This is a genomic window from Spiroplasma endosymbiont of Lonchoptera lutea, assembly GCF_964019715.1.
Lineage (GTDB): Bacteria > Bacillota_I > Bacilli_A > Mycoplasmatales > Nriv7 > Nriv7.
Genome location: NZ_OZ026463.1, coordinates 520,906 through 546,918, shown reverse-complemented (window position 1 = coordinate 546,918; position 26,013 = coordinate 520,906). Strand labels below are relative to the sequence as shown.

General features: G+C 24.2%; 26 protein-coding genes and 5 pseudogenes. 17 read left to right on the top strand and 14 right to left on the bottom strand.

Annotated elements, in window-relative coordinates; genetic code table 4:
• Positions 1 to 24 precede the first annotated feature (24 nt).
• From AACK97_RS03055 to AACK97_RS03025, 7 genes and pseudogenes are all read left to right on the top strand, one after another.
• Positions 25 to 750: pseudogene (locus AACK97_RS03055) on the top strand (IS30 family transposase); the annotation flags it as partial.
• 166 nt (positions 751 to 916) lie between these two features.
• Positions 917 to 1,693, top strand: coding sequence for an ABC transporter ATP-binding protein (locus tag AACK97_RS03050; protein WP_338968730.1), 777 nt, complete (start codon positions 917 to 919; stop codon positions 1,691 to 1,693).
• Positions 1,683 to 2,492 (top strand): ABC transporter permease, encoded by an 810-nt coding sequence (locus AACK97_RS03045; RefSeq protein WP_338968728.1) that lies wholly within the window; start codon positions 1,683 to 1,685, stop codon positions 2,490 to 2,492. The genes AACK97_RS03050 and AACK97_RS03045 overlap by 11 nt, the downstream gene beginning before the upstream one ends.
• Positions 2,485 to 3,384 carry a GTPase Era gene (gene era / locus AACK97_RS03040; protein WP_338968726.1) on the top strand — a complete coding sequence of 300 codons (900 nt, stop codon included), beginning with the start codon at positions 2,485 to 2,487 and terminating at the stop codon, positions 3,382 to 3,384. Before AACK97_RS03045 ends, era begins: the two co-directional genes overlap by 8 nt.
• Positions 3,385 to 3,399: 15 nt before the next feature.
• On the top strand, positions 3,400 to 4,143 hold the full coding sequence (gene recO / locus AACK97_RS03035; protein ID WP_338968724.1) for a DNA repair protein RecO: 744 nt from the start codon (positions 3,400 to 3,402) through the stop codon (positions 4,141 to 4,143).
• A gap of 203 nt (positions 4,144 to 4,346) precedes the next feature.
• Positions 4,347 to 4,595: a hypothetical protein gene (locus AACK97_RS03030; RefSeq protein ID WP_338968722.1), complete on the top strand. Its 249-nt coding sequence runs from the start codon at positions 4,347 to 4,349 to the stop codon at positions 4,593 to 4,595.
• Positions 4,596 to 4,979: 384 nt separating this feature from the next.
• Positions 4,980 to 5,924: an IS30 family transposase gene (locus AACK97_RS03025; RefSeq protein ID WP_338966714.1), complete on the top strand. Its 945-nt coding sequence runs from the start codon at positions 4,980 to 4,982 to the stop codon at positions 5,922 to 5,924.
• 256 nt (positions 5,925 to 6,180) lie between these two features.
• Here AACK97_RS03025 and AACK97_RS03020 read toward each other — a convergent pair whose 3' ends face one another.
• Both AACK97_RS03020 and AACK97_RS03015 read right to left on the bottom strand, forming a co-directional pair.
• Positions 6,181 to 6,678 carry a hypothetical protein gene (locus AACK97_RS03020; RefSeq protein WP_338968720.1) on the bottom strand — a complete coding sequence of 166 codons (498 nt, stop codon included), beginning with the start codon at positions 6,676 to 6,678 and terminating at the stop codon, positions 6,181 to 6,183.
• A 353-nt stretch (positions 6,679 to 7,031) separates the two neighbouring features.
• A complete protein-coding gene (locus AACK97_RS03015) occupies positions 7,032 to 7,853 on the bottom strand; it encodes a lipoprotein (protein ID WP_338968718.1) in 822 nt (273 codons plus the stop codon).
• Positions 7,854 to 8,227: 374 nt separating this feature from the next.
• On the opposite strand from AACK97_RS03015, the gene AACK97_RS03010 reads away from it, so the two are divergent.
• Positions 8,228 to 9,172 (top strand): IS30 family transposase, encoded by a 945-nt coding sequence (locus AACK97_RS03010; protein WP_338967984.1) that lies wholly within the window; start codon positions 8,228 to 8,230, stop codon positions 9,170 to 9,172.
• Between the two features lie 50 nt (positions 9,173 to 9,222).
• Here the strand turns inward: AACK97_RS03010 and ybeY are convergent, their stop codons facing one another.
• The 3 genes and pseudogenes from ybeY to AACK97_RS02995 form a co-directional block, all read right to left on the bottom strand.
• Positions 9,223 to 9,690 carry an rRNA maturation RNase YbeY gene (gene ybeY / locus AACK97_RS03005; RefSeq protein ID WP_338968717.1) on the bottom strand — a complete coding sequence of 156 codons (468 nt, stop codon included), beginning with the start codon at positions 9,688 to 9,690 and terminating at the stop codon, positions 9,223 to 9,225.
• 188 nt (positions 9,691 to 9,878) lie between these two features.
• Positions 9,879 to 10,385 (bottom strand): hypothetical protein, encoded by a 507-nt coding sequence (locus AACK97_RS03000; RefSeq protein ID WP_338968716.1) that lies wholly within the window; start codon positions 10,383 to 10,385, stop codon positions 9,879 to 9,881.
• A gap of 65 nt (positions 10,386 to 10,450) precedes the next feature.
• Positions 10,451 to 11,110: pseudogene (locus AACK97_RS02995) on the bottom strand (IS30 family transposase); the annotation flags it as partial.
• Between the two features lie 78 nt (positions 11,111 to 11,188).
• On the opposite strand from AACK97_RS02995, the gene AACK97_RS02990 reads away from it, so the two are divergent.
• Positions 11,189 to 12,133, top strand: coding sequence for an IS30 family transposase (locus AACK97_RS02990; protein WP_338968712.1), 945 nt, complete (start codon positions 11,189 to 11,191; stop codon positions 12,131 to 12,133).
• A 31-nt stretch (positions 12,134 to 12,164) separates the two neighbouring features.
• On the opposite strand, the pseudogene AACK97_RS02985 reads toward AACK97_RS02990, so the two are convergent.
• The 5 genes and pseudogenes from AACK97_RS02985 to AACK97_RS02965 all read right to left on the bottom strand — a co-directional run.
• Positions 12,165 to 12,458, bottom strand: a pseudogene (locus AACK97_RS02985) (helix-turn-helix domain-containing protein); the annotation flags it as partial.
• 33 nt (positions 12,459 to 12,491) lie between these two features.
• Positions 12,492 to 13,061, bottom strand: a complete 570-nt coding sequence (locus AACK97_RS02980) for a hypothetical protein (protein WP_338968708.1) — start codon at positions 13,059 to 13,061, stop codon at positions 12,492 to 12,494.
• Positions 13,062 to 13,084: 23 nt separating this feature from the next.
• A complete protein-coding gene (locus tag AACK97_RS02975) occupies positions 13,085 to 14,692 on the bottom strand; it encodes a formate--tetrahydrofolate ligase (RefSeq protein ID WP_338968706.1) in 1,608 nt (535 codons plus the stop codon).
• Positions 14,693 to 14,727: 35 nt separating this feature from the next.
• Positions 14,728 to 15,264, bottom strand: coding sequence for a hypothetical protein (locus AACK97_RS02970; RefSeq protein WP_338968704.1), 537 nt, complete (start codon positions 15,262 to 15,264; stop codon positions 14,728 to 14,730).
• A 142-nt stretch (positions 15,265 to 15,406) separates the two neighbouring features.
• Positions 15,407 to 16,111, bottom strand: a complete 705-nt coding sequence (locus AACK97_RS02965; RefSeq protein WP_338968703.1) for an ankyrin repeat domain-containing protein — start codon at positions 16,109 to 16,111, stop codon at positions 15,407 to 15,409.
• A 183-nt stretch (positions 16,112 to 16,294) separates the two neighbouring features.
• Here AACK97_RS02965 and AACK97_RS02960 point away from each other — a divergent pair, with 183 nt between their 5' ends.
• Complete coding sequence (locus AACK97_RS02960; protein ID WP_338968701.1) at positions 16,295 to 16,405, top strand: helix-turn-helix domain-containing protein; 111 nt, start codon at positions 16,295 to 16,297, stop codon at positions 16,403 to 16,405.
• Here the strand turns inward: AACK97_RS02960 and AACK97_RS02955 are convergent.
• Positions 16,368 to 16,556 carry an ankyrin repeat domain-containing protein gene (locus AACK97_RS02955; protein WP_338968953.1) on the bottom strand — a complete coding sequence of 63 codons (189 nt, stop codon included), beginning with the start codon at positions 16,554 to 16,556 and terminating at the stop codon, positions 16,368 to 16,370. The two genes, AACK97_RS02960 and AACK97_RS02955, sit on opposite strands and share 38 nt — an antisense overlap.
• Before the next feature lie 117 nt (positions 16,557 to 16,673).
• On the opposite strand from AACK97_RS02955, the gene AACK97_RS02950 reads away from it, so the two are divergent.
• The gene (locus AACK97_RS02950; protein ID WP_338966716.1) at positions 16,674 to 17,618 is read left to right on the top strand and encodes an IS30 family transposase; all 945 of its coding nucleotides are present in this window, start codon (positions 16,674 to 16,676) and stop codon (positions 17,616 to 17,618) included.
• Between the two features lie 130 nt (positions 17,619 to 17,748).
• On the opposite strand, the gene AACK97_RS02945 is transcribed toward AACK97_RS02950, so the two are convergent.
• Both AACK97_RS02945 and AACK97_RS02940 read right to left on the bottom strand, forming a co-directional pair.
• Complete coding sequence (locus AACK97_RS02945) at positions 17,749 to 19,113, bottom strand: MFS transporter (RefSeq protein WP_338968699.1); 1,365 nt, start codon at positions 19,111 to 19,113, stop codon at positions 17,749 to 17,751.
• Between the two features lie 28 nt (positions 19,114 to 19,141).
• A complete protein-coding gene (locus AACK97_RS02940; protein ID WP_338968698.1) occupies positions 19,142 to 20,353 on the bottom strand; it encodes a hypothetical protein in 1,212 nt (403 codons plus the stop codon).
• 435 nt (positions 20,354 to 20,788) lie between these two features.
• Between AACK97_RS02940 and AACK97_RS02935 the strand changes: the two genes are divergently transcribed.
• The 6 genes and pseudogenes from AACK97_RS02935 to AACK97_RS07630 all read left to right on the top strand — a co-directional run bounded on the left by AACK97_RS02935 (position 20,789) and on the right by AACK97_RS07630 (position 24,622).
• Positions 20,789 to 21,067 (top strand): transposase, encoded by a 279-nt coding sequence (locus AACK97_RS02935; RefSeq protein ID WP_338966718.1) that lies wholly within the window; start codon positions 20,789 to 20,791, stop codon positions 21,065 to 21,067.
• A 32-nt stretch (positions 21,068 to 21,099) separates the two neighbouring features.
• Entirely contained in the window at positions 21,100 to 21,369 is a 270-nt protein-coding gene (locus tag AACK97_RS02930) for an IS3 family transposase (RefSeq protein WP_338968696.1), read from the top strand.
• Positions 21,370 to 21,442: 73 nt separating this feature from the next.
• The gene (locus tag AACK97_RS02925) at positions 21,443 to 22,387 is read left to right on the top strand and encodes an IS30 family transposase (protein WP_338968694.1); all 945 of its coding nucleotides are present in this window, start codon (positions 21,443 to 21,445) and stop codon (positions 22,385 to 22,387) included.
• A gap of 32 nt (positions 22,388 to 22,419) precedes the next feature.
• Positions 22,420 to 22,890 (top strand): annotated as a pseudogene (locus AACK97_RS02920) (IS30 family transposase); the annotation flags it as partial.
• A 22-nt stretch (positions 22,891 to 22,912) separates the two neighbouring features.
• Positions 22,913 to 23,449 (top strand): annotated as a pseudogene (locus AACK97_RS02915) (IS3 family transposase); the annotation flags it as partial.
• Positions 23,429 to 24,622, top strand: a complete 1,194-nt coding sequence (locus tag AACK97_RS07630; protein WP_422397241.1) for an Mbov_0401 family ICE element transposase-like protein — start codon at positions 23,429 to 23,431, stop codon at positions 24,620 to 24,622. The pseudogene AACK97_RS02915 and the gene AACK97_RS07630, both read left to right, overlap by 21 nt.
• A gap of 100 nt (positions 24,623 to 24,722) precedes the next feature.
• On the opposite strand, the gene AACK97_RS02910 is transcribed toward AACK97_RS07630, so the two are convergent.
• Positions 24,723 to 25,834, bottom strand: a protein-coding gene (locus tag AACK97_RS02910) for an IS3 family transposase (protein WP_338966745.1) whose coding sequence is annotated in 2 segments (ribosomal slippage) — positions 24,723 to 25,591 and positions 25,591 to 25,834 — 1,113 coding nt in all. Because the reading frame shifts where the segments join, the coding sequence is not laid out codon by codon here.
• Between the last annotated feature and the right edge of the window lie 179 nt (positions 25,835 to 26,013).

Sequence of the window (26,013 nt, the reverse complement as noted above, 5' to 3'; positions counted from 1 at the left end):
CAAAGCAATACCTAAGAAAACTAAACGCGACCTAATACTATCAATCATTTGTTAATTACTAAAAATTATGCTCTTGATATAATTGCTGATTTTTTAAAGAAAAATAAAATAAAAAATATTTCAACAAAAACTTTATATAACATGTTTAAAACAAATCGAATGGGTTTTGATGAAAAAAATTTATTGAGAAAAGGCAAAAATAAACCTCATAAACAAAAAGAAACTAGGGGCAGAATTAATAATTGTAAATCTATTCATGAAAGAAATTTAATCATTCCAAATATTAAAAATATACAAGAATTTGGCCATTTAGAGGGAGATACTATCGTTGGTAAAGATCATAAAAGTTCTATTATTACTTTAGCTGATATATGATCAAAAACCACAATTCCTTTGAAAACTAAAAATCATAAAGCAGAAAGTATTACACAAAGTATAATAAAATTTATTTCAAAATTAATACCAGGAACAATTAAAACTATTACTTTTGATCGTGGTAAAGAATTTAGTAAATGAAAATTAATTGAAAAAAATTGTAATGTTAAAATTTATTTTGCAGATGCCGGCAAACCTTGTCAAAGAGGTTTAAATGAGAACAATAATGGTATTTTAAGAAGATATTTACCAAAATCTACTGATTTATCTTCATATAAACAAAAAGACTTAAATTCTATAGCATTTCAAATTAATTCTACACCCAGAAAATCATTATCTTATAAAAGACCAATAGATTTAATACAATTATTTTAAAAAACTGTTCCATTTATATTTACAATTCAGGTTTACAATGAAACAGAAATAGTTGGTGTATATAAAAATGAACAATTATTGCCGAATCGTTTTAAATCAATTAACTAAATAACATTAGAATAAAGAAATATGTTTAAAATAAGTTATAGTAATGGAGCATAATTTTATGAAGGAAACAAATAGTAATTTATTATTAGTTGACATAAAAAATTTAAGTAAAAAATATCGTCAAAAATGAGCTTTACAAGATATTAATTTGCAAATTTATTGTGGCGAGCGAATTGGTTTAATTGGTGCTAATGGTAGTGGTAAATCAACCATTTCAGAAATTATTGCGGGAATAAGAAAGCCAACAGCAGGAGTAGTTTGAAAAAAGTCAGAATTAGTTATTGGGATTCAGTTTCAAGATTCTAAATATCCGATGGGTATTACTATTTTAGATATGATTCAATATTACTTAGAAACTTTTAATATTAAATATCATTATGATGATTTAGAAAATTTGTTAAAAACATATCAACTAGATGGTATTAAGAAAAAACAAATTAATTCTTTATCTGGGGGTCAACAACAAAGATTAAATATTTTATTAGCAGTTATTCATAAACCGCAATTAATTATTTTAGATGAAGTATCAACAGGTTTAGATATTGAAGTGCGTGAAGATATTTTTGAATTTTTAGAAGAAAATATTGTTAAGAAAAATGTAACGATGATTTTAGTAACCCATATTATGAGTGAAGTAGAAAAGTTTTGTGAAAAAATCATTTTTTTACATAATGGTTTAATTAAAGAACAAATTACTGTTAAAGAAGTTATTGAACAATATGGTACCGTTGCTGAATATACAAAGGTAAAATTTAAATTTTATAAAGAACAAGATAAAAATAATAATTCTTCTTTAATGATTGATAATGAAAGGAAAAAAAATAATGTTCAATAACTTGCTGACAGAAAAAAGATTATTTAAAAGTTTTTTTAAACTTTTAATTCGTTATTATTCTCGCGGATATATGGCCATTAGTTATTTAATTTTTTTTCCTTTAATGATATTAATAATTGATTTCATTGTTTTTTCCAGTGAATTACCTAATGTTGATAATGAATTTTTATTAAGCAAAATAAAAAATATGATTGCGGGGGCATTAATGATTCAAGTAATGATTATTGGGTTTCAAATTATTTCAGGAACAATTGTTGAATTTCGTAATTCAATAATTATTAAACATTTTGGATCAATTAATATGAAACCCAGAACTTTTTTCTTAACTGTTATTTTATTTGGTTGTATTTTAAGTTTATTTACAATTTTAATAACATTATTTTGAACTATCATTATTTTTGGGCGTCAATTTAATATTAGTGAACTTTTAAGTTTTATTAATTTACCAGTTATTGGTTATTTAATATTTTCTATTATTATTAGTATTAGTTTTGGAGTCTTATTAGCAACATTTTTTAAAACTCAAAAACAACATATGTTAATTTCTAATGCTTTATTTTTACCAATGATGCTTTTTAGTGGCGTATTTTTATCAAATTTAAATTTTGATAAGAATTTAATTTTTAAGATTTTTAGTTATTTATCAATTTTTAAATATCCAAGTAGTTTATTAATGAATAATATTGCTAACAATAGTATCTTATCCAACACAAATTTTATTATTAATATTTTAGTTTCTAGTGCTTTACCCTTAATATTTATTGGCGTTGCGATTAAATGGTGAAAATGATATGAATAATAATTTTCGTTCTGGTTTTATTGCCATTGTTGGTGAACCAAATGTTGGTAAATCTACTTTATTAAATACTTTAATGTTAAAAAAAATTGCTATTATTAGTAATAAACCGCAAACAACAAGAAATCGAATTCAAGGAATTTTGACTACCGATGATTATCAAATAATTTTTATTGATAGTCCAGGAATTCATAAGTCTACTAATGAATTAGGAAAAAGTTTAAATCGGGTGGCAATGCAAAGTACTAAAGGTGTTGAAGGTATTTTATGATTAGTTAATAGTTATGAAGAAATTTCATTAACACATCAATATATATATAAGTCTTTGCAGGAACGAGAGGTACCAATTTTTTTAGGATTGACAAAAATTGATTTAATTACTTCTGAGCAATTAGAGCAAAAAATTAAATTATGAAATGAACGATTTAATGTTCAAGAAATTATTGGTATTAGTTGTTTAAAAAATATTAATATTAGTTTTTTATTAAATAAGCTGATGATGACATTACCGCTTGGACCGCAGTATTTTCCTAAAAATATGTTTCAAGATCAACAAGAAGATTTTTTTGTTAAAGAAATTATTCGTGAGAAAATTCTCTTATTAACTCATCAAGAAGTACCACACGGTGTTGCAATTTTAATTGAGGAATTTAAAAAAGAAAGAACAAAAAAAATTATTCGTGTAATCGCTACTATTGTTGTTGAAAGAGATTCGCAAAAAGGAATTTTAATTGGTAATGGTGGTAAAATGATTAAAAATATTGGTTCGCAAGCAAGAATTGAATTAGAAGAAATTTTTGCAACCCAATTTTATTTAGAATTATTCGTTAAAGTAATAAAAAAATGAAGAGATAGTCCTAACATATTAGCAAAATTAGGTTATGGTAAAAAATAAAGGAAATAAAGTGCATTGACAACAAAAATTTCGGGAATAATTGTTAATAAACAAGATTATCAATTGGTTGATGCCATTGTTAATATTTATACTATTAATGACATTATTGCTATTTATTGTCCGGGGGTACGAAAAATCACTTCTAAAAATCAAGCATTTTTACAATTATTTAATTATTGTGAATTTGAATTATTTTTTGCTTATAGTAAAAATAAAATGCATCGCTTAAAAACCGGAGTTATTCTTGAAACATTCCCTAATATTCATAGTAACTATGAACGCTTAATGGTCACTAATTATTTAGTTAAACTTTATAGTGAACTTAGTGAGGATACTAATATTATTTTTAATGAATTATTAGTTATTTTACAAACTATTAATAGTGATAAAAATGAAGTTAAAAAACTTTTCTGTTTTTTAACTTTTAAAGTGTTAAAACTTTTAGGATTACAATTGCAACTAAACCATTGTAGCATTTGTAAAAGTAATAAGAATATTAAAACAATAAATTGATCAGCTGGTGGGTTTGTTTGTCGTGGTTGTTTTAAAAACGAACAACAAATATTTCCAATTTCACTTTTACAAGCACTATATGAATTAAATCATGAACCAGAATTTGAACAATGAAAGATTAATCAAGATGATTTATATGTTCTAATTCCATTTTATTATGAATATCTAAGCGAGCGCGGAGTTTTAAGTTATCAATCTTTAAAACCGATTAAAGAAAAATGAATTTTATCATCACTCTTTAAATAAAGAGTGATTTTTTATTTTTAAAAAGGAATTAATTCGTTATTTTGTTAATTAAATTGTGAAAGGAGTGATATTAGATTAATAATCCCCAATTAATTAGTGAAAATCATCGTACTACTGTTAGTTATTTTAATAATAATGATTCCAGTTTACGGTATAATCAGATTATATTTTTACCAGATTTTACACTTTATTTTGTTCCTTTAATGCATCCTGAATTAGGCAATTCTTATGTTTTAACATTTTATTTAACTATTTTAAAAGGTAAAAATAACGATGCTGGTGGTAATTTAACAAAACTTTATGGCATTCATAAATTTGACAATTTGCAGTTTTCTTTTAATGTTAATGAGAATTATGAAAATAAAGGGTGTCGAGCAATAGTACCAGATATTGGTACTGTTGATTTAATAATTCCCAATGATGGCACAGCAGGACGCGTAAAGTTTTGTTAGGTAGGAAAAGGTTTAAATAATTTTGAAAAAAAAGTAATCACAATTTAATTATCATTTTATCTAAAAAATAAGTAATAAAACAAAATATTTAATATTAACAAACATAATCTTAATAAAAGGTTATAAAAACTCACTAAAATGCTTATAAAAACAACATTAAAATAATTTTTTACAAAAAAAATCATACATAAGAAATATATACTTAATTTGCATATTGAAATAATTTATAGTAAATGATTATTTTTTCTTTTTTTAAAAATACCTAAGATAAGTAAACGCGACCGCACAGCACATTCATTCCTGAAATGTAAAATTAAAAAGGACACTTATATAAAAAACAAATTGTGTTAATTCTATAATTAAGAAAAGAAAGGAATTAGCACAATGTATAAGTATCTGACTATTGAATCAATAATAGCAATAAAAGAATATAAAAGTTATGGATTTTCTATTCGTAAAATAGCAAAAGCAATTGATTATAGTAAATCAACTGTACACAGAGTTTGTAAATTATTAAATCAAAACTTATTACCATTAGAAATATTGAATCAAGTTCAAAAAAATAAACAAAATGCAGGTAGAAAATTAATAATTTTAACTTTAACAGAAATTAATACTATCAATCATTTGTTAATTACTAAAAATTATGCTCTTGATATAATTGCTGATTTTTTAAAGAAAAATAAAATAAAAAATATTTCAACAAAAACTTTATATAACATGTTTAAAACAAATCGAATGGGTTTTGATGAAAAAAATTTATTGAGAAAAGGCAAAAATAAACCTCATAAACAAAAAGAAACTAGGGGCAGAATTAATAATTGTAAATCTATTCATGAAAGAAATTTAATCATTCCAAATATTAAAAATATACAAGAATTTGGCCATTTAGAGGGAGATACTATCGTTGGTAAAGATCATAAAAGTTCTATTATTACTTTAGCTGATATATGATCAAAAACCACAATTCCTTTGAAAACTAAAAATCATAAAGCAGAAAGTATTACACAAAGTATAATAAAATTTATTTCAAAATTAATACCAGGAACAATTAAAACTATTACTTTTGATCGTGGTAAAGAATTTAGTAAATGAAAATTAATTGAAAAAAATTGTAATGTTAAAATTTATTTTGCAGATGCCGGCAAACCTTGTCAAAGAGGTTTAAATGAGAACAATAATGGTATTTTAAGAAGATATTTACCAAAATCTACTGATTTATCTTCATATAAACAAAAAGACTTAAATTCTATAGCATTTCAAATTAATTCTACACCCAGAAAATCATTATCTTATAAAAGACCAATAGATTTAATACAATTATTTTAAAAAACTGTCCCATTTATATTTACAATTCAGGATATTAAAAATAAATTTTTGGGGAGATAAAAAATAATGTTTAGTGTGCAATTGATTAAAACCATACAGTTGGAATCTGCAATTCTTGTGATAAAAACGATTTTTAATTTTAAAAGAAACGACAAATTATAAAATATGTCGCTGATACTTGCATATTAGAAACTTAGGAAATCACGATGATTGCATTCAAAAATCTATAAATTAATTTCCCCTTAATTTATTTTCTTTATATTTTTTCTGCAATTGGAAGACTAATAGTTATATTTTTGTATAAATTTATATTCATTTTATCTTTTGTTAAAACCAAAAGATCAATTTTAATGTCCTTTTTTTCTTTTAGATTTATATGATTTTCATTTCAAAAGACATCTTTAAAAATAAAAGTTATATCATTTTCATTTATTGCATTATCAATTTCTTTAATTTTTTTTGTAATTTCCGGTAGTAATATTTTATTTAATTCTTCTTGAGTAACATTAGATGGATTTTTTACAAATATGTTATTTATCTTAATTTTAATATTAGTCAGTGAGTCATTAGTTGGTTTTGGTTGTTCTATTGGTTTTGGTTGTTCTATTGGTTTTGGTTGTTCTATTGGTTTTGGTTGTTCTATTGGTTTTGATTGTTCTATTGGTTTTGTTAATTTATCACCACAAGAAATAATTAAACTTGTTCATATTACTATAAAATTAGTCATTCCTAAAATTGATAATATTTTTTTCATAACTTAAATAACTTCTTTGTAAGTTAAAAATTAACAATTCCTAAACCAATAATTAATATTTTTTTCACCTTAACATTCCTTCTTTCCTTACCAATTAATTTAATATTTTAAAAACATTTTTATTTTAATATAAAATAAAGTGAAAAATTCTTTTTTTTCTAGACATTATTACATAATTAAATTTAATCATTATTAATTTATCATTTTAAGATTTTTAATTTTTTATACTCTTAACTAACCACTTTTATTTAAATAAGTTCCTCTCTAAGATATAAAAAAATCCAACTAAAAAATTTGCTACTAATCAAAGTAATAAAAAGAAATCAAAATTTACAATCCTTCTTTATATTTAACTAATTTTTTAATGCCATCGGTAATTTAAAATTATTTAAAATTATGTTTGGAGCAAACATTAAAACTGGTATTACACCACTTATAAATTTAAAACTAATATTAAACTTTGTTAATATTTTTTCAGAAGATAAATCAAGGGGAAAATTTAGATTTTCTATTTCAAATTCTTTGATTAATATATATTTTATATTTACAGCATTAGGAAATCCAGAATTTAATTTTTCTAATGTTTTTAAAATTTCTGGCAATAATGCTGTTTTTAATTCTTCTTTAGTAACTTTTGTTGGATCGTTAGCAATAATCTTTGTTGGTGATTCAATTGATATAATTTTAACATTTGTATAAAACCTTCTTTTAATATTTATTATTATTTCGGCATTATTGTTATTATTATTTTTTTCACTAACCTTTGCTTTAATATTAATATTTGTTTTATTTCTTATGTCAACTGGAAAATTTTCGCTAAAATCAACGATAAAATCATTTTCAGTTAAAGAATTATCATTTTCTTTTAAAAGTTCTAAAACCGCCCTTTTTACTTTTTCACTAATGTCTGTTTCAAGAATTGACTGTCTTGTTAAAAATTCATCATTAGATGTTTCATATAATAATATTTCTTTTTGACTAATTTTACTTAGATCAAATTTGAAGTTATTAGGATTAGAAGCACGTAATGTCGGCTCATGATTAATTGTTTCTTCTGCTGATTTTGGTTTAGCAATTGGGTTAATTTTAGCTCTGCTACTACCACAACTAACAACTGAAATTAATCCAATGGCAATTAAATTTACTGCACTTAATAAATTTAATAATTTTTTCAATCTTGTATCCTCCTTTTTACTTGTTATTAACATATTGACATTTATATGTGCAAAGATATTTAAATTAATACAAAGCAAATTAAACAATAAAAATTTCTTTCTCCAAATTTTAATCTAAAATATTCTTCGTTTGGAATTTAATTATAAAACATTTCTCAAACTTTCGCTAAAAATAATTTTTCTTGACCGGTCTTCAACATATGTAAATATTACAAGGTTACCAATTTTTTATATTAAATTTAAAGGTAACAATTAAACTAACTGTTACCTTTCAAGAAAATCTTTTTATCCTGAAATGTAAAATTAAAAAGGACACTTATATAAAAAACAAATTGTGTTAATTCTATAATTAAGAAAAGAAAGGAATTAGCACAATGTATAAGTATCTGACTATTGAATCAATAATAGCAATAAAAGAATATAAAAGTTATGGATTTTCTATTCGTAAAATAGCAAAAGCAATTGATTATAGTAAATCAACTGTACACAGAGTTTGTAAATTATTAAATCAAAACTTATTACCATTAGAAATATTGAATCAAGTTCAAAAAAATAAACAAAATGCAGGTAGAAAATTAATAATTTTAACTTTAACAGAAATTAATACTATCAATCATTTGTTAATTACTAAAAATTATGCTCTTGATATAATTGCTGATTTTTTAAAGAAAAATAAAATAAAAAATATTTCAACAAAAACTTTATATAACATGTTTAAAACAAATCGAATGGGTTTTGATGAAAAAAATTTATTGAGAAAAGGCAAAAATAAACCTCATAAACAAAAAGAAACTAGGGGCAGAATTAATAATTGTAAATCTATTCATGAAAGAAATTTAATCATTCCAAATATTAAAAATATACAAGAATTTGGCCATTTAGAGGGAGATACTATCGTTGGTAAAGATCATAAAAGTTCTATTATTACTTTAGCTGATATATGATCAAAAACCACAATTCCTTTGAAAACTAAAAATCATAAAGCAGAAAGTATTACACAAAGTATAATAAAATTTATTTCAAAATTAATACCAGGAACAATTAAAACTATTACTTTTGATCGTGGTAAAGAATTTAGTAAATGAAAATTAATTGAAAAAAATTGTAATGTTAAAATTTATTTTGCAGATGTCGGAAAACCTTGTCAAAGAGGTTTAAATGAGAACAATAATGGTATTTTAAGAAGATATTTACCAAAATCTACTGATTTATCTTCATATAAACAAAAAGACTTAAATTCTATAGCATTTCAAATTAATTCTACACCCAGAAAATCATTATCTTATAAAAGACCAATAGATTTAATACAATTATTTTAAAAAACTGTCCCATTTATATTTACAATTCAGGTTTTTCCATAATTTCTCCTCTATTTATTTCTAGGAATTTTTAGTTTTGTTAATACTTCATCTTGTAAAGCAAACATGATATTTTCTTCTGATTTAGTTTGATGATCATATCCCAATAAATGTAATAAACCGTGTAAAAATAAAAACGATAACTCGCGCAATAAACTATGTTCATATTTATCGGCTTGTTCTTGTGCTAATTCAAAACAAATAAAAATATCACCTAAAATTCGCATATTAATCATCGCATAAAGCTTTTGATTATCTGCTTCAACGGGAAAAGATAGCACATCAGCAACATAATTTTTTTGCCGATAAGTTTGATTTAATTTCAAACTCATTTCTTTACTAATAATGTTTAACGATAATTCTAAAGCATCATCAATATTTAACATATCGGTTATGGTATTTAAAATTTTATGTCACGAGTCAGTATAAAATGTGACATCAAATTCAGTATTATTAATGATATCAAAATTATTTTTCATATCTTACCTCACTAATTAAATTATATCAAATTAATTCAGTTTTAAAATATTGTAATAACTTTTACTATTATAACAAATATTTTATTAATAAGCATTTGCTATTTCTTAAATTAACAAGAAATCATAGGAATAAACAAAAATACTAAGAATTTTAAAATTCTTAGTATTTTCTAAATTAATTAACTAAATTAACTTTTAATAATTTTTGGTAACTCTAACATAAAATATTGATTTAATATTTCTCATCCATAAGTTCGTAAATGCTTCGGAGTTAACATTCAATAGGCAAAAGCCTCACCAAATCACTCTTCAATTCAAGTAGATTCTAACGGATGGAAAATATGATAATTACTGGGAACTAAAATTCACGAAAATAACATTTGCGATAAATAATTATTAAAATTTATTTTTTTATTTAATCATTCTCAAAGGTGAAATGCTCCGCTTTGGTTATTATTTTTAAAATATGTATAATAAGAAACTAAGTGCCCATATTCATGAACAAAAACATTATGAGCAGCACTAGTAGGATTCACAATATAATCTTTAAATTCTTGACCATTATAAGTAATTATATTTCAATCACCTTGATATCACTTTCAAGCATCTTCTTTATTAACACCAGCACCAAAAAGTAATAAATTTATCATTTGATTATCATCGTCTTTATTAACAATACTATTCAAGCCATTCAATTTTTGAATATAAGTTCATTGAAGTTTTGTTAAACCTGAATTGTAAATATAAATGGGACAGTTTTTTAAAATAATTGTATTAAATCTATTGGTCTTTTATAAGATAATGATTTTCTGGGTGTAGAATTAATTTGAAATGCTATAGAATTTAAGTCTTTTTGTTTATATGAAGATAAATCAGTAGATTTTGGTAAATATCTTCTTAAAATACCATTATTGTTCTCATTTAAACCTCTTTGACAAGGTTTTCCGGCATCTGCAAAATAAATTTTAACATTACAATTTTTTTCAATTAATTTTCATTTACTAAATTCTTTACCACGATCAAAAGTAATAGTTTTAATTGTTCCTGGTATTAATTTTGAAATAAATTTTATTATACTTTGTGTAATACTTTCTGCTTTATGATTTTTAGTTTTCAAAGGAATTGTGGTTTTTGATCATATATCAGCTAAAGTAATAATAGAACTTTTATGATCTTTACCAACGATAGTATCTCCCTCTAAATGGCCAAATTCTTGTATATTTTTAATATTTGGAATGATTAAATTTCTTTCATGAATAGATTTACAATTATTAATTCTGCCCCTAGTTTCTTTTTGTTTATGAGGTTTATTTTTGCCTTTTCTCAATAAATTTTTTTCATCAAAACCCATTCGATTTGTTTTAAACATGTTATATAAAGTTTTTGTTGAAATATTTTTTATTTTATTTTTCTCCTGAAATGTAAAATTAAAAAGGACACTTATATAAAAAACAAATTGTGTTAATTCTATAATTAAGAAAAGAAAGGAATTAGCACAATGTATAAGTATCTGACTATTGAATCAATAATAGCAATAAAAGAATATAAAAGTTATGGATTTTCTATTCGTAAAATAGCAAAAGCAATTGATTATAGTAAATCAACTGTACACAGAGTTTGTAAATTATTAAATCAAAACTTATTACCATTAGAAATATTGAATCAAGTTCAAAAAAATAAACAAAATGCAGGTAGAAAATTAATAATTTTAACTTTAACAGAAATTAATACTATCAATCATTTGTTAATTACTAAAAATTATGCTCTTGATATAATTGCTGATTTTTTAAAGAAAAATAAAATAAAAAATATTTCAACAAAAACTTTATATAACATGTTTAAAACAAATCGAATGGGTTTTGATGAAAAAAATTTATTGAGAAAAGGCAAAAATAAACCTCATAAACAAAAAGAAACTAGGGGCAGAATTAATAATTGTAAATCTATTCATGAAAGAAATTTAATCATTCCAAATATTAAAAATATACAAGAATTTGGCCATTTAGAGGGAGATACTATCGTTGGTAAAGATCATAAAAGTTCTATTATTACTTTAGCTGATATATGATCAAAAACCACAATTCCTTTGAAAACTAAAAATCATAAAGCAGAAAGTATTACACAAAGTATAATAAAATTTATTTCAAAATTAATACCAGGAACAATTAAAACTATTACTTTTGATCGTGGTAAAGAATTTAGTAAATGAAAATTAATTGAAAAAAATTGTAATGTTAAAATTTATTTTGCAAATGTCGGCAAACCTTGTCAAAGAGGTTTAAATGAGAACAATAATGGTATTTTAAGAAGATATTTACCAAAATCTACTGATTTATCTTCATATAAACAAAAAGACTTAAATTCTATAGCATTTCAAATTAATTCTACACCCAGAAAATCATTATCTTATAAAAGACCAATAGATTTAATACAATTATTTTAAAAAACTGTCCCATTTATATTTACAATTCAGGCTTTAAAAAATCAGCAATTATATCAAGAGCATAATTTTTAGTAATTAACAAATGATTGATAGTATTAATTTCTGTTAAAGTTAAAATTATTAATTTTCTACCTGCATTTTGTTTATTTTTTTGAACTTGATTCAATATTTCTAATGGTAATAAGTTTTGATTTAATAATTTACAAACTCTGTGTACAGTTGATTTACTATAATCAATTGCTTTTGCTATTTTACGAATAGAAAATCCATAACTTTTATATTCTTTTATTGCTATTATTGATTCAATAGTCAGATACTTATACATTGTGCTAATTCCTTTCTTTTCTTAATTATAGAATTAACACAATTTGTTTTTTATATAAGTGTCCTTTTTAATTTTACATTTCAGGAAACTATTTTTCAAGAATTTTTTACCATAAAGAAAATTTAATTGTCCAAAAAAAGATATAAATGCTTGTTTCATTTCACCTACAGTATTAATTTTAAAAAAAGGCATTCAATTAACTTCATCATTATCGTTTCAAATATTGTTTATTGCTTCTAAAGTATTAAACTCAAAATATGATCCAATTGTTTCCAATCCATCTTTTATTTTACTGGCCTTGTTAGATGCTTTGCGAGTCAAAATATTATCTCACTTGCTTAAAAATATTTTATCATTACTATCTAACTTAGTTTTATGATTTTCTTTTAAAATATCTATAAACCATCCAGAAATATCATCGTTAGGTTGCATAATTAAGTTAATAAAATCAACATTTCGGTCAAAAGAAACTTTTTCGCGTTGTAAGATTTCAAAATAATTATGAGAATAAATTTCATTAATTTTATTATTATTAATCGCTTGATAAAAACTATTTCCTAATGTAATAACGGATATTAAACATCCACTTACTATTTTTCGCATAGTTAGTATCCTTTCATTTAATATTAATTCATATTAATGATTTCATTATTAACAACATCAATATTATATGCTTGTGGACTCTTACTTAATCCTGGCATTGTAATAATATCTCCCGTACTAATAATAATAAAACCAGCACCACTATTTACTTTTAAATTACGAACAGTAATATCAAAATTTTTTGGAGCTCCTAAAATTTTAGGATTATCAGTTAAAGATACGGGGTTTTTAGCAAAACATATTGGTAATTGAGCATAAGAACTATTTTCTAATTGTTGTAATTTTTCTTCTGCTTGTGATGTATAAATAACATTATTTCCTTGATAAATCTTTTGAACAACAGTTAAAATTTTTTCTCGTAGCGAATTATTACTGTCATAAATCGGAAGATATTGTTGTTCTGGCTTATTTAATTGTTCAAGAACTACTTTTGCTAATGCTATTGAACCAGCGCCACCGTCTTTAACTGCAGTTGATATTGCTACTGGTATATTTTGACTTTCACATCATTGTAATAACATTGCAATTTCTTCATCACTATCATCTGGTCAACGATTAATACAAACACCCAACTTACGGTTAAAAGTTTTAACAATATTTATATGACGAGATAAATTAGCAATTCCTGTTTGCAATCTTTCTAATTCATTAGGGTTATTACTATCGGTGATACCATGAAGTTTTAAAGCCTTAATTGTTGATACAATAACAACAATATCTGGTATAATGTCTGTTTTTCTTGCTTTAATATTCATAAATTTTTCTAATCCTAAATCAGCACCAAACCCAGCTTCAGTAATAACAAAATCACTTAATTTTAATGCTAAATCAGTAGCAATAACAGAGTTACAACCGTGAGCAATATTAGCAAACGGACCACAATGAATTAATGCCGGAACACCTTCTAATGATTGAACAAGATTAGGGTTTAAAGCATCTTTTAAAATCGCTAAAAGTGAACCAACAATTTGTAAATCAGCAATCGTAATTTCTTTCCCCGTATTGCTATAAGCAACTACTGTTCTTTTTAATCGAACTTTTAAATCCTCAAAGTCTTTTGCTAAGGCCATAATTGCCATAATATCACTAGCAGTAGTAATTTGAAATTGTTCTTTTCTTTTAATAGTTTTTGAAATTGTAACTTCAACATTACGAAGTGAACGGTCATTAAGGTCTAAACATCGTTTTCAAATAATGTTATTAATATCAATATCAAGACTATTACCTTGAAAAATATAATTATCAATAATGGCACTAACTAAATTATTAGCCGTAGTGATAGCATGAAAATCACCCGTAAAATGTAAATTAATATTATCTTTAGGTTGAATAATACTTAATCCGCCGCCAATGGCACCCCCTTTAATCCCAAAAACTGGACCTAAACTAGGTTCTCGTAATGCTAGACAAACACTCTGATTTAATTGTTTAAGACCTTGTGCTAAACCAATACTCATTGTTGTTTTTCCTTCACCAGATGGTGTTGGATTAGTACTAGTAAATAGGATTAATTTTCCTTTACGGGGTTGATTAATATTTTGAAATTTAATTTTTGCCATTGCTGAACCATAAACAATTAAATCATCATCTTTAATTCCTAAATCATTAGCAACCAATTTAATATTTTTCATTATTAATCTCCTCTTTTCTCGAATTCAAATAAATTCTATTTAAATATTCATACTTTCATAAAATGTAAGCATAATATCGTAACTATTAATAATCATATACTAGAAAAAATAAAATAGATTGTTTTTCGTCTTTTTTGTTCTTTTTTAATTGGTCGAAATCCAAAATGTTGTCGACAAAAATTATTTTGATACGGATCATAGTATGTTCAAAGCAATAAAAATATTGGCGTAATAGATAAAAAAAATAATCATTTAATAGTAATAATTAAACCAATTAATATTTTTCGCCTATAACTAGCATTTTTATTTTTAAACACTTTATCGCGTTGATATATCACTGATTTTTTATTATTACTATGTGAGAAACTTCAACTATCTAAATATCTTGTTGCTTGAACACAATTTCTTGCTAATTTATTCAGCATATAAAAACACATTAAACATTCAGAATTTAAATTAATTAATTCTTCAGTATAAGTTTCTTGATTGTTAATACTACGAATACTTGCAACCTCTTTATTTATTATATCTATTTGTTGTTCAGTAATGGGCTTTATCGACTTAATAATCATTTCCTATGACCCTTCCAATTATTACCTATATCCTTTTTTTACTTATAGTATACAATAAATTACATAAAAAATAATACAGAAAACGGAGATTTAAAATAAATTTCTCTATTTAATCCTAAAAATATTATTAGAATGCTTAATATTACAATAAATTGCAACATGCAAGAGAAGCATTGCTTTTTAACAGCGCAATCATCTTCTTATTTTGATTTTGTTGAGCAATTTTTAACATTGCTTGATGCTCAGAATGTTCATTATTAATATTTGCACCAAAATCTATTAATAATTGAAAAATTTCTATATTATTCATATATACTGCCAAATATAAAGGAGAATAACCTTGATTATCTTTAATCTCAATATCAGCACCATTTTCTATTAATAACATCACTGTCTCAATATAACCTTTTCAAATTGCAAAATGAAGTGGGGTTTCACCAGCTCTATTTTGCAGATTAATGTTAACACCTTGTTCAATTAATAACTTTGTGATATCAATATTATTATTTTGCACTGCTAAATGTAAAAAATTTCAACCACTTTTTGCTTCAAACTTAACATTAGCATTATTTTTAAATAATAATCATACCATTTCCTTATTTTTATCAGCAATAGCAATACATAATGCTGTCTCTTCATCATTGGTTTCAATTTCAATATCAGCACCAGCATTTATTAGTAATTCTACTATTTCTATATTATTTTCCATAACTGCTAAATGAATCCCTGTTTCACCATTAATATTTTGAGCGTTAATATTAATACCATTTTCAATTAATAATTGAATAATCGCAACATTATTAAATTCAATAGCAAAATGTAATGCTGTATATTGGTCTTTATACACAGCCTTAATATTAATACCATAATCGCTGAATTATACTTGTAAGTGCAAGTAAATAAAATTGCAAAAGATTTCATATAAAAATTTCATGATGCTAAGTTTATTTTAGAAAAAGTAAATTTAAGGAGTTTTTATATAGGATACAAACATCTTGGCATAGATGAAAGAATTTATATTGAGAATCAATTGAAATTTAAAGTAAAAATTAGTGAAATAGCTAAAAATCTTAATCGAAGTATTAGTACTATTAATCGAGAAGTTAATAGAAATAAAGATAATAATCATTATTTTCCATAACTGCTAAATGAATCCCTGTTTCACCATTAATATTTTGAGCGTTAATATTAATACCATTTTCAATTAATAATTGAATAATCGCAACATTATTAAATTCAATAGCAAAATGTAATGCTGTATATTGGTCTTTATACACAGCCTTAATATTAATACCATAATCGCTGAATTATACTTGTAAGTGCAAGTAAATAAAATTGCAAAAGATTTCATATAAAAATTTCATGATGCTAAGTTTATTTTAGAAAAAGTAAATTTAAGGAGTTTTTATATGGGATACAAACATCTTGGCATAGATGAAAGAATTTATATTGAGAATCAATTGAAATTTAAAGTAAAAATTAGTGAAATAGCTAAAAATCTTAATCGAAGTATTAGTACTATTAATCGAGAAGTTAATAGAAATAAAGATAATAATCATTATTTTTCATTAATTGCACAAAATAAAGCAGAAAATAGAAAACAATTACATGTTTATTTTCATAAATTTAAAAATAGAGAATTAGTAAAATATGTACAACAAAAATTATTATTAGGTTGATCGCCTGAACAAATTTATGGCAGAATTAAAAATTTTCATCAAGAATGAATTATTAGTTTTAAAACAATTTACAATTGAATTTATTCTGGATTACTTGAAAAGGTTACTAGTAAAAATTTAAGAAGAAAAGGTAAGAAACGAAAATCTCAAGAAAATCGGGGTAAATTTAATGGTAAATCCATTAAAGAACGAAATGTTAATAATCGCATAACTCTTGGCCATTGAGAAGGTGATACTGTAGTATCATCACGAGGTAAAAGTAAATCATGTTTAATAACTTTAGTTGAAAGAACATCAAGATTTACTTTAGCAATATTAGTTGAAAATAGAACTACTAAAGTTATTAACAAAAATATTAGTCATTATTTATCAATTCTTCCAAATAATCTTGTTAAGACTATAACATTTGATAGGGGTAAAGAATTTGCTAATTGACAACAACTTGAAAAAAATTTAAATGTGAAAATTTATTTTGCTGATGCATATTCACCTTGACAAAGAGGTACTAATGAAAATACTAATGGTTTAATTAGAGAAAAATTTCCTAAAAAATTTAATTTTTCAAACACTACTAAAAATGCAGTTCATAAATTTATATTGTCTTTAAACCAAAGACCAAGAAAAATACTAAATTATCTTTCGCCAATCGAATATTTGGTTAGAAAAATAATTTAGTTGCACTTAACTTTACAATTTGGCTAAATTAATGTTGCAATTTGCTGTAAATTTTCTAAACTCTCATTTTTCTTTGCTTTTCTAATCATTTATATCCCTCGTTCATACAATTTTATTACACAAAAATTTATTAAATAACTTTGTTATCTTGATTTTTAGTTCATAAGAACGCAAGAGCAATAATCGCAATAATCGCACAAGCATAGAAATAATAAAAGACATTGTCTCAATTACCATTACCAGCAATTCCCGCAACAACTGGTTTTGACATCACAGCATCTCCAAAATATCCAAATAATCCTGTAAGTCCTGAAGCTGTGGCCGCGGCTTTTTTATTCGTTAATTCAATTGCTGTTGCTCCAATCATTGCCTGTGGCATATAGACACCAAAACCAGCAACAATTATAGCAGTAATTAATACGGCGATATTACCTCTAGGAGCATTTTGAAAGATAACTAGACCACCGATACCAATAATTAATCCAAAAATCATTAATGGTGCTTTCCGATTTTGAAATAAATATCTAGCACCATAGGCTGCAAATATTCCACCAGCAATTCCTGACCATTCAAAAAATGACCACAATCATTTACTATCTTTTAACTTAATACCATGCATTTCATCGGCAATTTTTATTGCTCACGAAGACATTCCTTGTCGTAAAACATAAACTCAAATATTTGCAAATGCTAAAATTCAAACATATTTATTTTTTAAAATATATTTAACAAAAATTTCTTTGATTTTTAATTCTGTTTTTTCTTTAGCATGTTCAGTTATTCCTTTTCATTTTTCAACAGTTGGTAATCCTTCGGCCTCAGGTCGGTCTCGCAAACCTCAAAAAACCAAAGGTAAAAAAATTAAAGCAATAATACTAGGTACTCAGTAATATAACCCATAAATTGTACCACCTGGGTCAATTAATTCAATTAAAGGAATAATAATTAGTGGAGCAAAAGCGGCTCCTAATCCTTGTCCGGAATTTCAAATCGCAAGTCGTGGTGATCGTTCTTTATCAGTAAATCAATGTGCCATCATTCTCGCAGTAGCTGGTCAGCCCATACCTTGAAATATTCCTAATGCTGTTAAAATAATAATCATTACCACTAATGGAGCAACCGTAATTTGACCATTACCAATTTGAATAACACCACCTAAAGCAATATTTAAGATGGCTGAAACTAGTAATCCCATCGTCATCACAATTCTTCCTGAACTACGATCAGCAAAACCACCAATAATAAACTTACTACATCCATAAGTAATTGAAAAAAACATTCCCATTAATGCATAATTATATGTACTTAACCCTCCAGTTTCCATTAAATGACTACCAGTTATATCAACTGTTTTTCGAGTAAAGTAATACATCATATAACCTAAAATTGATACAATAAATACTTGATTTCTTAAAAAATTAAACTTTTTATTAACAGTTTTTAAATCACTACTAAACGGCTCTTTAGCAGCCGGTGGTTTAAATATATTTTTCATTATTATCTCTTTCCATTTTCATTATTTTTTATTTCTTAGATTTTACTTTTAGAATATTATGTCTCATCTCCTCAATTTCTGCGATTTCATGAACATCATTAAAAAGATGAAATAACATATAATTTAACTCATCAGGCTTTTTAATGTTAAGACGAAAAAATTTAACAGTTTCATCAATAATACCTAATAATTCTAACCCCTGTTTATTATTAATTGTCTTGTTCAAAAATCTTTCTTTAATTATTATTGGCATATCACGCATAAAACTATAATCACTAAAAACTTTATCATCTTGTGAATGAACATAAATTTTAAATGCCATTACTCTTACCATAATCGTTTTAACAGCTGTAACTTTAGCAGCCATCATATTACGAATAAATATTGCCACAATCACAGTTATGGTTCCAATAGGAATAATTATGGAAACAATAATATCAATATCAACATCAAATTGAGTTGCAAAATATGATTTAGCAATTGTATATGAGTTTTGAATAACTAATACCATTACAAAAAAACCAAAATTACCACCGCGCCATCATTTTCGTGGTAAAAAAGCAGGACTATCAACCTTAAAAATTCAGCGATTTAAAGTAGAAATCACAACATTAAAAATACCATAAATAATAGCAATTATTGTCGTAATAAAGTTAAAAAAGCAAAAAACAATTGTTAAACTAGTAATAAAATCTAAATAAATTTTAGTATTAAAAATAAAGTAGTTATTGGGATATACCGTTGATAATTGATATTTTTTTTCAAAAAGTCTTCTACGAAGATTTTTAATATTAATTAATATATAAAAAAATAAAGCAATAAGAGCAATCGTCGCACTAATAAAAACATAAGAATAAGCAAGATTAATATTTTTGATTCGGTCATTCCAAGCCGCTTCTCAATCAACAACATCAGTTTTTGTCCCAAAAAAATCAAATTTCATTAATGAAAAATCAATAATTGGATAAACAGTTAACTTAATTAATTGCTTATAAATTTCTTGTTTCTCAACATTTGTAAGCGTTGCCTCTTTAAGTTGATTTAAAAGTTTACTAATTTCTGGTGTATTATTTACCATCCCTCTTTCTTGAATAAATAAAATTAGTACATAAATTAACATTGCTGTAAAAATCATTCAAAAAATCGTTAACAATACATATTGTTTACCTAAAAACTTAGATAAGCGCTCTTGTGATAACTGAATTTTTGATGATAACTTTTTAACCTTGCGACTCACCATCATTCCTCCTATAAAAAATATTAATATTTTTTTAAACTATATAAATAAATAATAGCATATTTTATTATTCCCACCAATAAAATATTAGAATGAGGTCGCGTTTAGTTTTCTTAGGTATTGCTTTGAAGAAGTAAAACAATCAGCTAATTATATTATTTAATTACTAAACTAACCCCGCCTTTCTTGTTGTTGTCATTTTTATTCATTATCATTTTATCATATTATTGAATTTTTACACAATGAAAAATTATTAATTTTATTAAATTTTAACTAATATTTTTGCTTACTTAAATCTATTATATTTATTTGTTATAGCATTACCTTTATAATTAATTCAACTATCATCATTTTTATTATTATATTTTGGATAGGCTACAATAAGTTGGACCATAATTATATAGACTTCAAAATTATTAAGAAAGAAGGAATATAAAAATGGGAAATAAAACCTCATACTCTGAAGAATTTAAAAAACAAATTGTAATGCTATACAAAAATGACAAAAGTGTTATTAATTTAGGGAAAGAATATAATTTACCAAAACCAACTATTTATAGTTGAATTAAAAATTATAATAATTCTGGGTCATTTAAAGCAAAAGATAATCGCACTGTCGAAGAAAATGAATTAATTTACTTGCGAAAAGAAAACCAACAATTACGAATGGAAAATGACATTTTAAAGCAAGCAGCACTGATAATCGGGAAAAAATAACAATAATTAATAACAACAAAAATAAATATTCAGTGAGGAAAATATGTAAGATTTTAGGTTTACTAAAATCAACATATTATTATCAAACTAATAAATGCACCAAGTTTGATGTTAATAATTATGAACAAGAAGTTATCAGTGCATTTAATAAAAGTCGCAAGATTTATGGTGCTCGTAAAATTAAAGCTGTTTTAATAAGAAAAAATATCATTTTATCACGACGAAAAATCCGATTCATTATGATCAAAAATAATTTGGTTTCTAAATACACCAAGTTAAAATATTGTATTCCTGAAATGTAAAATTAAAAAGGACACTTATATAAAAAACAAATTGTGTTAATTCTATAATTAAGAAAAGAAAGGAATTAGCACAATGTATAAGTATCTGACTATTGAATCAATAATAGCAATAAAAGAATATAAAAGTTATGGATTTTCTATTCGTAAAATAGCACAAGCAATTGATTATAGTAAATCAACTGTACACAGAGTTTGTAAATTATTAAATCAAAACTTATTACCATTAGAAATATTGAATCAAGTTCAAAAAAATAAACAAAATGCAGGTAGAAAATTAATAATTTTAACTTTAACAGAAATTAATACTATCAATCATTTGTTAATTACTAAAAATTATGCTCTTGATATAATTGCTGATTTTTTAAAGAAAAATAAAATAAAAAATATTTCAACAAAAACTTTATATAACATGTTTAAAACAAATCGAATGGGTTTTGATGAAAAAAATTTATTGAGAAAAGGCAAAAATAAACCTCATAAACAAAAAGAAACTAGGGGCAGAATTAATAATTGTAAATCTATTCATGAAAGAAATTTAATCATTCCAAATATTAAAAATATACAAGAATTTGGCCATTTAGAGGGAGATACTATCGTTTGTAAAGATCATAAAAGTTCTATTATTACTTTAGCTGATATATGATCAAAAACCACAATTCCTTTGAAAACTAAAAATCATAAAGCAGAAAGTATTACACAAAGTATAATAAAATTTATTTCAAAATTAATACCAGGAACAATTAAAACTATTACTTTTGATCGTGGTAAAGAATTTAGTAAATGAAAATTAATTGAAAAAAATTGTAATGTTAAAATTTATTTTGCAGATGCCGGCAAACCTTGTCAAAGAGGTTTAAATGAGAACAATAATGGTATTTTAAGAAGATATTTACCAAAATCTACTGATTTATCTTCATATAAACAAAAAGACTTAAATTCTATAGCATTTCAAATTAATTCTACACCCAGAAAATCATTATCTTATAAAAGACCAATAGATTTAATACAATTATTTTAAAAAACTGTCCCATTTATATTTACAATTCAGGAAATATTAAAAATATACAAGAATTTGGCCATTTAGAGGGAGATACTATCGTTGGTAAAGATCATAAAAGTTCTATTATTACTTTAGCTGATATATGATCAAAACCCACAATTCCTTTGAAAACTAAAAATCATAAAGCAGAAAGTATTACACAAAGTATAATAAAATTTATTTCAAAATTAATACCAGGAACAATTAAAACTATTACTTTTGATCGTGGTAAAGAATTTAGTAAATGAAAATTAATTGAAAAAAATTGTAATGTTAAAATTTATTTTGCAGATGCCGGAAAACCTTGTCAAAGAGGTTTAAATGAGAACAATAATGGTATTTTAAGAAGATATTTACCAAAATCTACTGATTTATCTTCATATAAACAAAAAGACTTAAATTCTATAGAATTTCAAATTAATTCTACACCCAGAAAATCATTATCTTATAAAAGACCAATAGATTTAATACAATTATTTTAAAAAACTGTCCCATTTATATTTACAATTCAGGAATCATAAAAAAACAGTTAATAATGACGAAATTAATAATGTTTTAAATCGTCAATTTAATGACAAAAAACCAAATGAAGTTGTTGTTAGTGATTTAACATATGTTCAAGTTGGCACTAAATGACATTATATTTGTTTATTAATTGACTTGTTTAATCGCGAAGTAATTGGCTATAGTGCTGGACCAAATAAAACTGCTGAATTAGTTCAACAAGCTTTTCACAAGATAACACGACCATTAAATAAAATAACTTTATTTCATACTGATCGTGGTAATGAGTTTAAAAATAAAATTATTGATGAAATTTTAATAACCTTTAAAATTAAAAGATCATTAAGCTCCAAAGGATGCCCATATGATAATGCTGTTGCTGAAGCAACTTACAAAACCTTTAAAACCGAATTTATTAACGGTAAAAAATTTGCAAACTTAACACAACTAAAATGCGAACTATTTGATTTTGTTAATTGATATAACAATATTCGAATTCATGGCAGTTTAAATTATTTAACTCCCGTTGAATTTAGAAAAATACCAGTCTACATAAAAAGTGTCCTAAAAAGGGTTGCCAATCCAAAATTTGAATATGTATGTTTACTAGATAAAGAAATTGGTTTATTGTCTAAACAAAGAATTTATTTTGATGTCCAATTTAAAGTTTTAAGTCTTTTGGGCGATGGTAAGCGCTATCGTGATGTTTTAGATGCTCTAAATCATTGTTATATTTCAAAAGCTAGTATTTCGCGTATTTTAAATAAATATGATATTGCCGAATATTTTCAATTAGCAGAAAAAGAAACTAAAACTAGAATTGATCTCAAAAATAAGAATCTATATATTCAACTAGATGAGACATTTTTAGCGACATTAGATCAAAAAGTTAAGCAAGACCAAAGAATTCGTTTGGTTACTTTTCATACCGGACATAAAGAAAAAAATTACAAAAATGCTCGTAGAGCGTTAGAAAACAAACGAGGTCATTTTCTAATGTTAAAAGTTGGTAAAAGAATAAATACGATGGATTATCGTGATTTATTAATTAAGGAATTACAAAAACATTATGTGAATATTAATTATGACAGAATAATTGTTTGTGGTGATGGTGCTACTTGAATTAGAGAAATTGCCAATAGTTTTGGTAATGTTAGATATATTTTAGATGGTTATCACGCTATTAAAAAATTAAAACAAATGGCATTTAATATTGTTTTTGAAAATCGCAAATTAACACTAAATAGTTGAATTGAATTATATAAAAATGGAAATCATCAAGAATTGATAAAAAACATTCGTAATGTTGCTAAAAATGAATTAAATAAAGATATTAAAACAAATTTAAGGAGAAATAGTAATTATTTTAAAAACAATAAGCATGGTATTCATAACCAAAATTTAGAATGAAATATCGGTTGTAGCATTGAAAGTGATGTATCGCATTTAGTAAAACAACAATTAGGATATGGGGCAAAAATATATAATCATAAGAATTTAAATAACTTATTACATTTAAGAATGGCAAATTTAAACAAATTAAATGTATTACATTTCATTAATGAAAATATTAATTTAGAAATAGAAATCAGAAAAGAAATATATAAAAATTCATTATGAAATAAATATAATAATAAAAATGATGATAGTTGAATTAATAAGGGCAGTATTGTATATACGAATAAATATAGAAAACATAAATTTAGATAATTAGTGAAAATTTAATAAAATTAATAATTTTTCATTGTGTAAAAATTCAATAATATGATAAAATGATAATGTGGATTGGCAACCCTTTTTAGGACACTTTTTATGTAGACTGGTATTTTCTAAATTCAACGGGAGTTAAATAATTTAAACTGCCATGAATTCGAATATTGTTATATCAATTAACAAAATCAAATAGTTCGCATTTTAGTTGTGTTAAGTTTGCAAATTTTTTACCGTTAATAAATTCGGTTTTAAAGGTTTTATAAGTTGCTTCAGCAACAGCATTATCATATGGGCATCCTTTGGAGCTTAATGATCTTTTAATTTTAAAGGTTATTAAAATTTCATCAATAATTTTATTTTTAAACTCATTACCACGATCAGTATGAAATAAAGTTATTTTATTTAATGGTCGTGTTATCTTGTGAAAAGCTTGTTGAACTAATTCAGCAGTTTTATTTGGTCCAGCACTATAGCCAATTACTTCGCGATTAAACAAGTCAATTAATAAACAAATATAATGTCATTTAGTGCCAACTTGAACATATGTTAAATCACTAACAACAACTTCATTTGGTTTTTTGTCATTAAATTGACGATTTAAAACATTATTAATTTCGTCATTATTAACTGTTTTTTTATGATTACAATATTTTAACTTGGTGTATTTAGAAACCAAATTATTTTTGATCATAATGAATCGGATTTTTCGTCGTGATAAAATGATATTTTTTCTTATTAAAACAGCTTTAATTTTACGAGCACCATAAATCTTGCGACTTTTATTAAATGCACTGATAACTTCTTGTTCATAATTATTAACATCAAACTTGGTGCATTTATTAGTTTGATAATAATATGTTGATTTTAGTAAACCTAAAATCTTACATATTTTCCTCACTGAATATTTATTTTTGTTGTTATTAATTATTGTTATTTTTTCCCGATTATCAGTGCTGCTTGCTTTAAAATGTCATTTTCCATTCGTAATTGTTGGTTTTCTTTTCGCAAGTAAATTAATTCATTTTCTTCGACAGTGCGATTATCTTTTGCTTTAAATGACCCAGAATTATTATAATTTTTAATTCAACTATAAATAGTTGGTTTTGGTAAATTATATTCTTTCCCTAAATTAATAACACTTTTGTCATTTTTGTATAGCATTACAATTTGTTTTTTAAATTCTTCAGAGTATGAGGTTTTATTTCCCATTTTTATATTCCTTCTTTCTTAATAATTTTGAAGTCTATATAATTATGGTCCAACTTATTGTAGCCTATCCAATGAATAAAAATGACAATAACAAGAAAGGTAGGGTTAGTTTAGTAATTAAATAGTATAATTAGCTGATTGTTTTACTTCTTCAAAGCAATACCTAAGAAAACTAAACG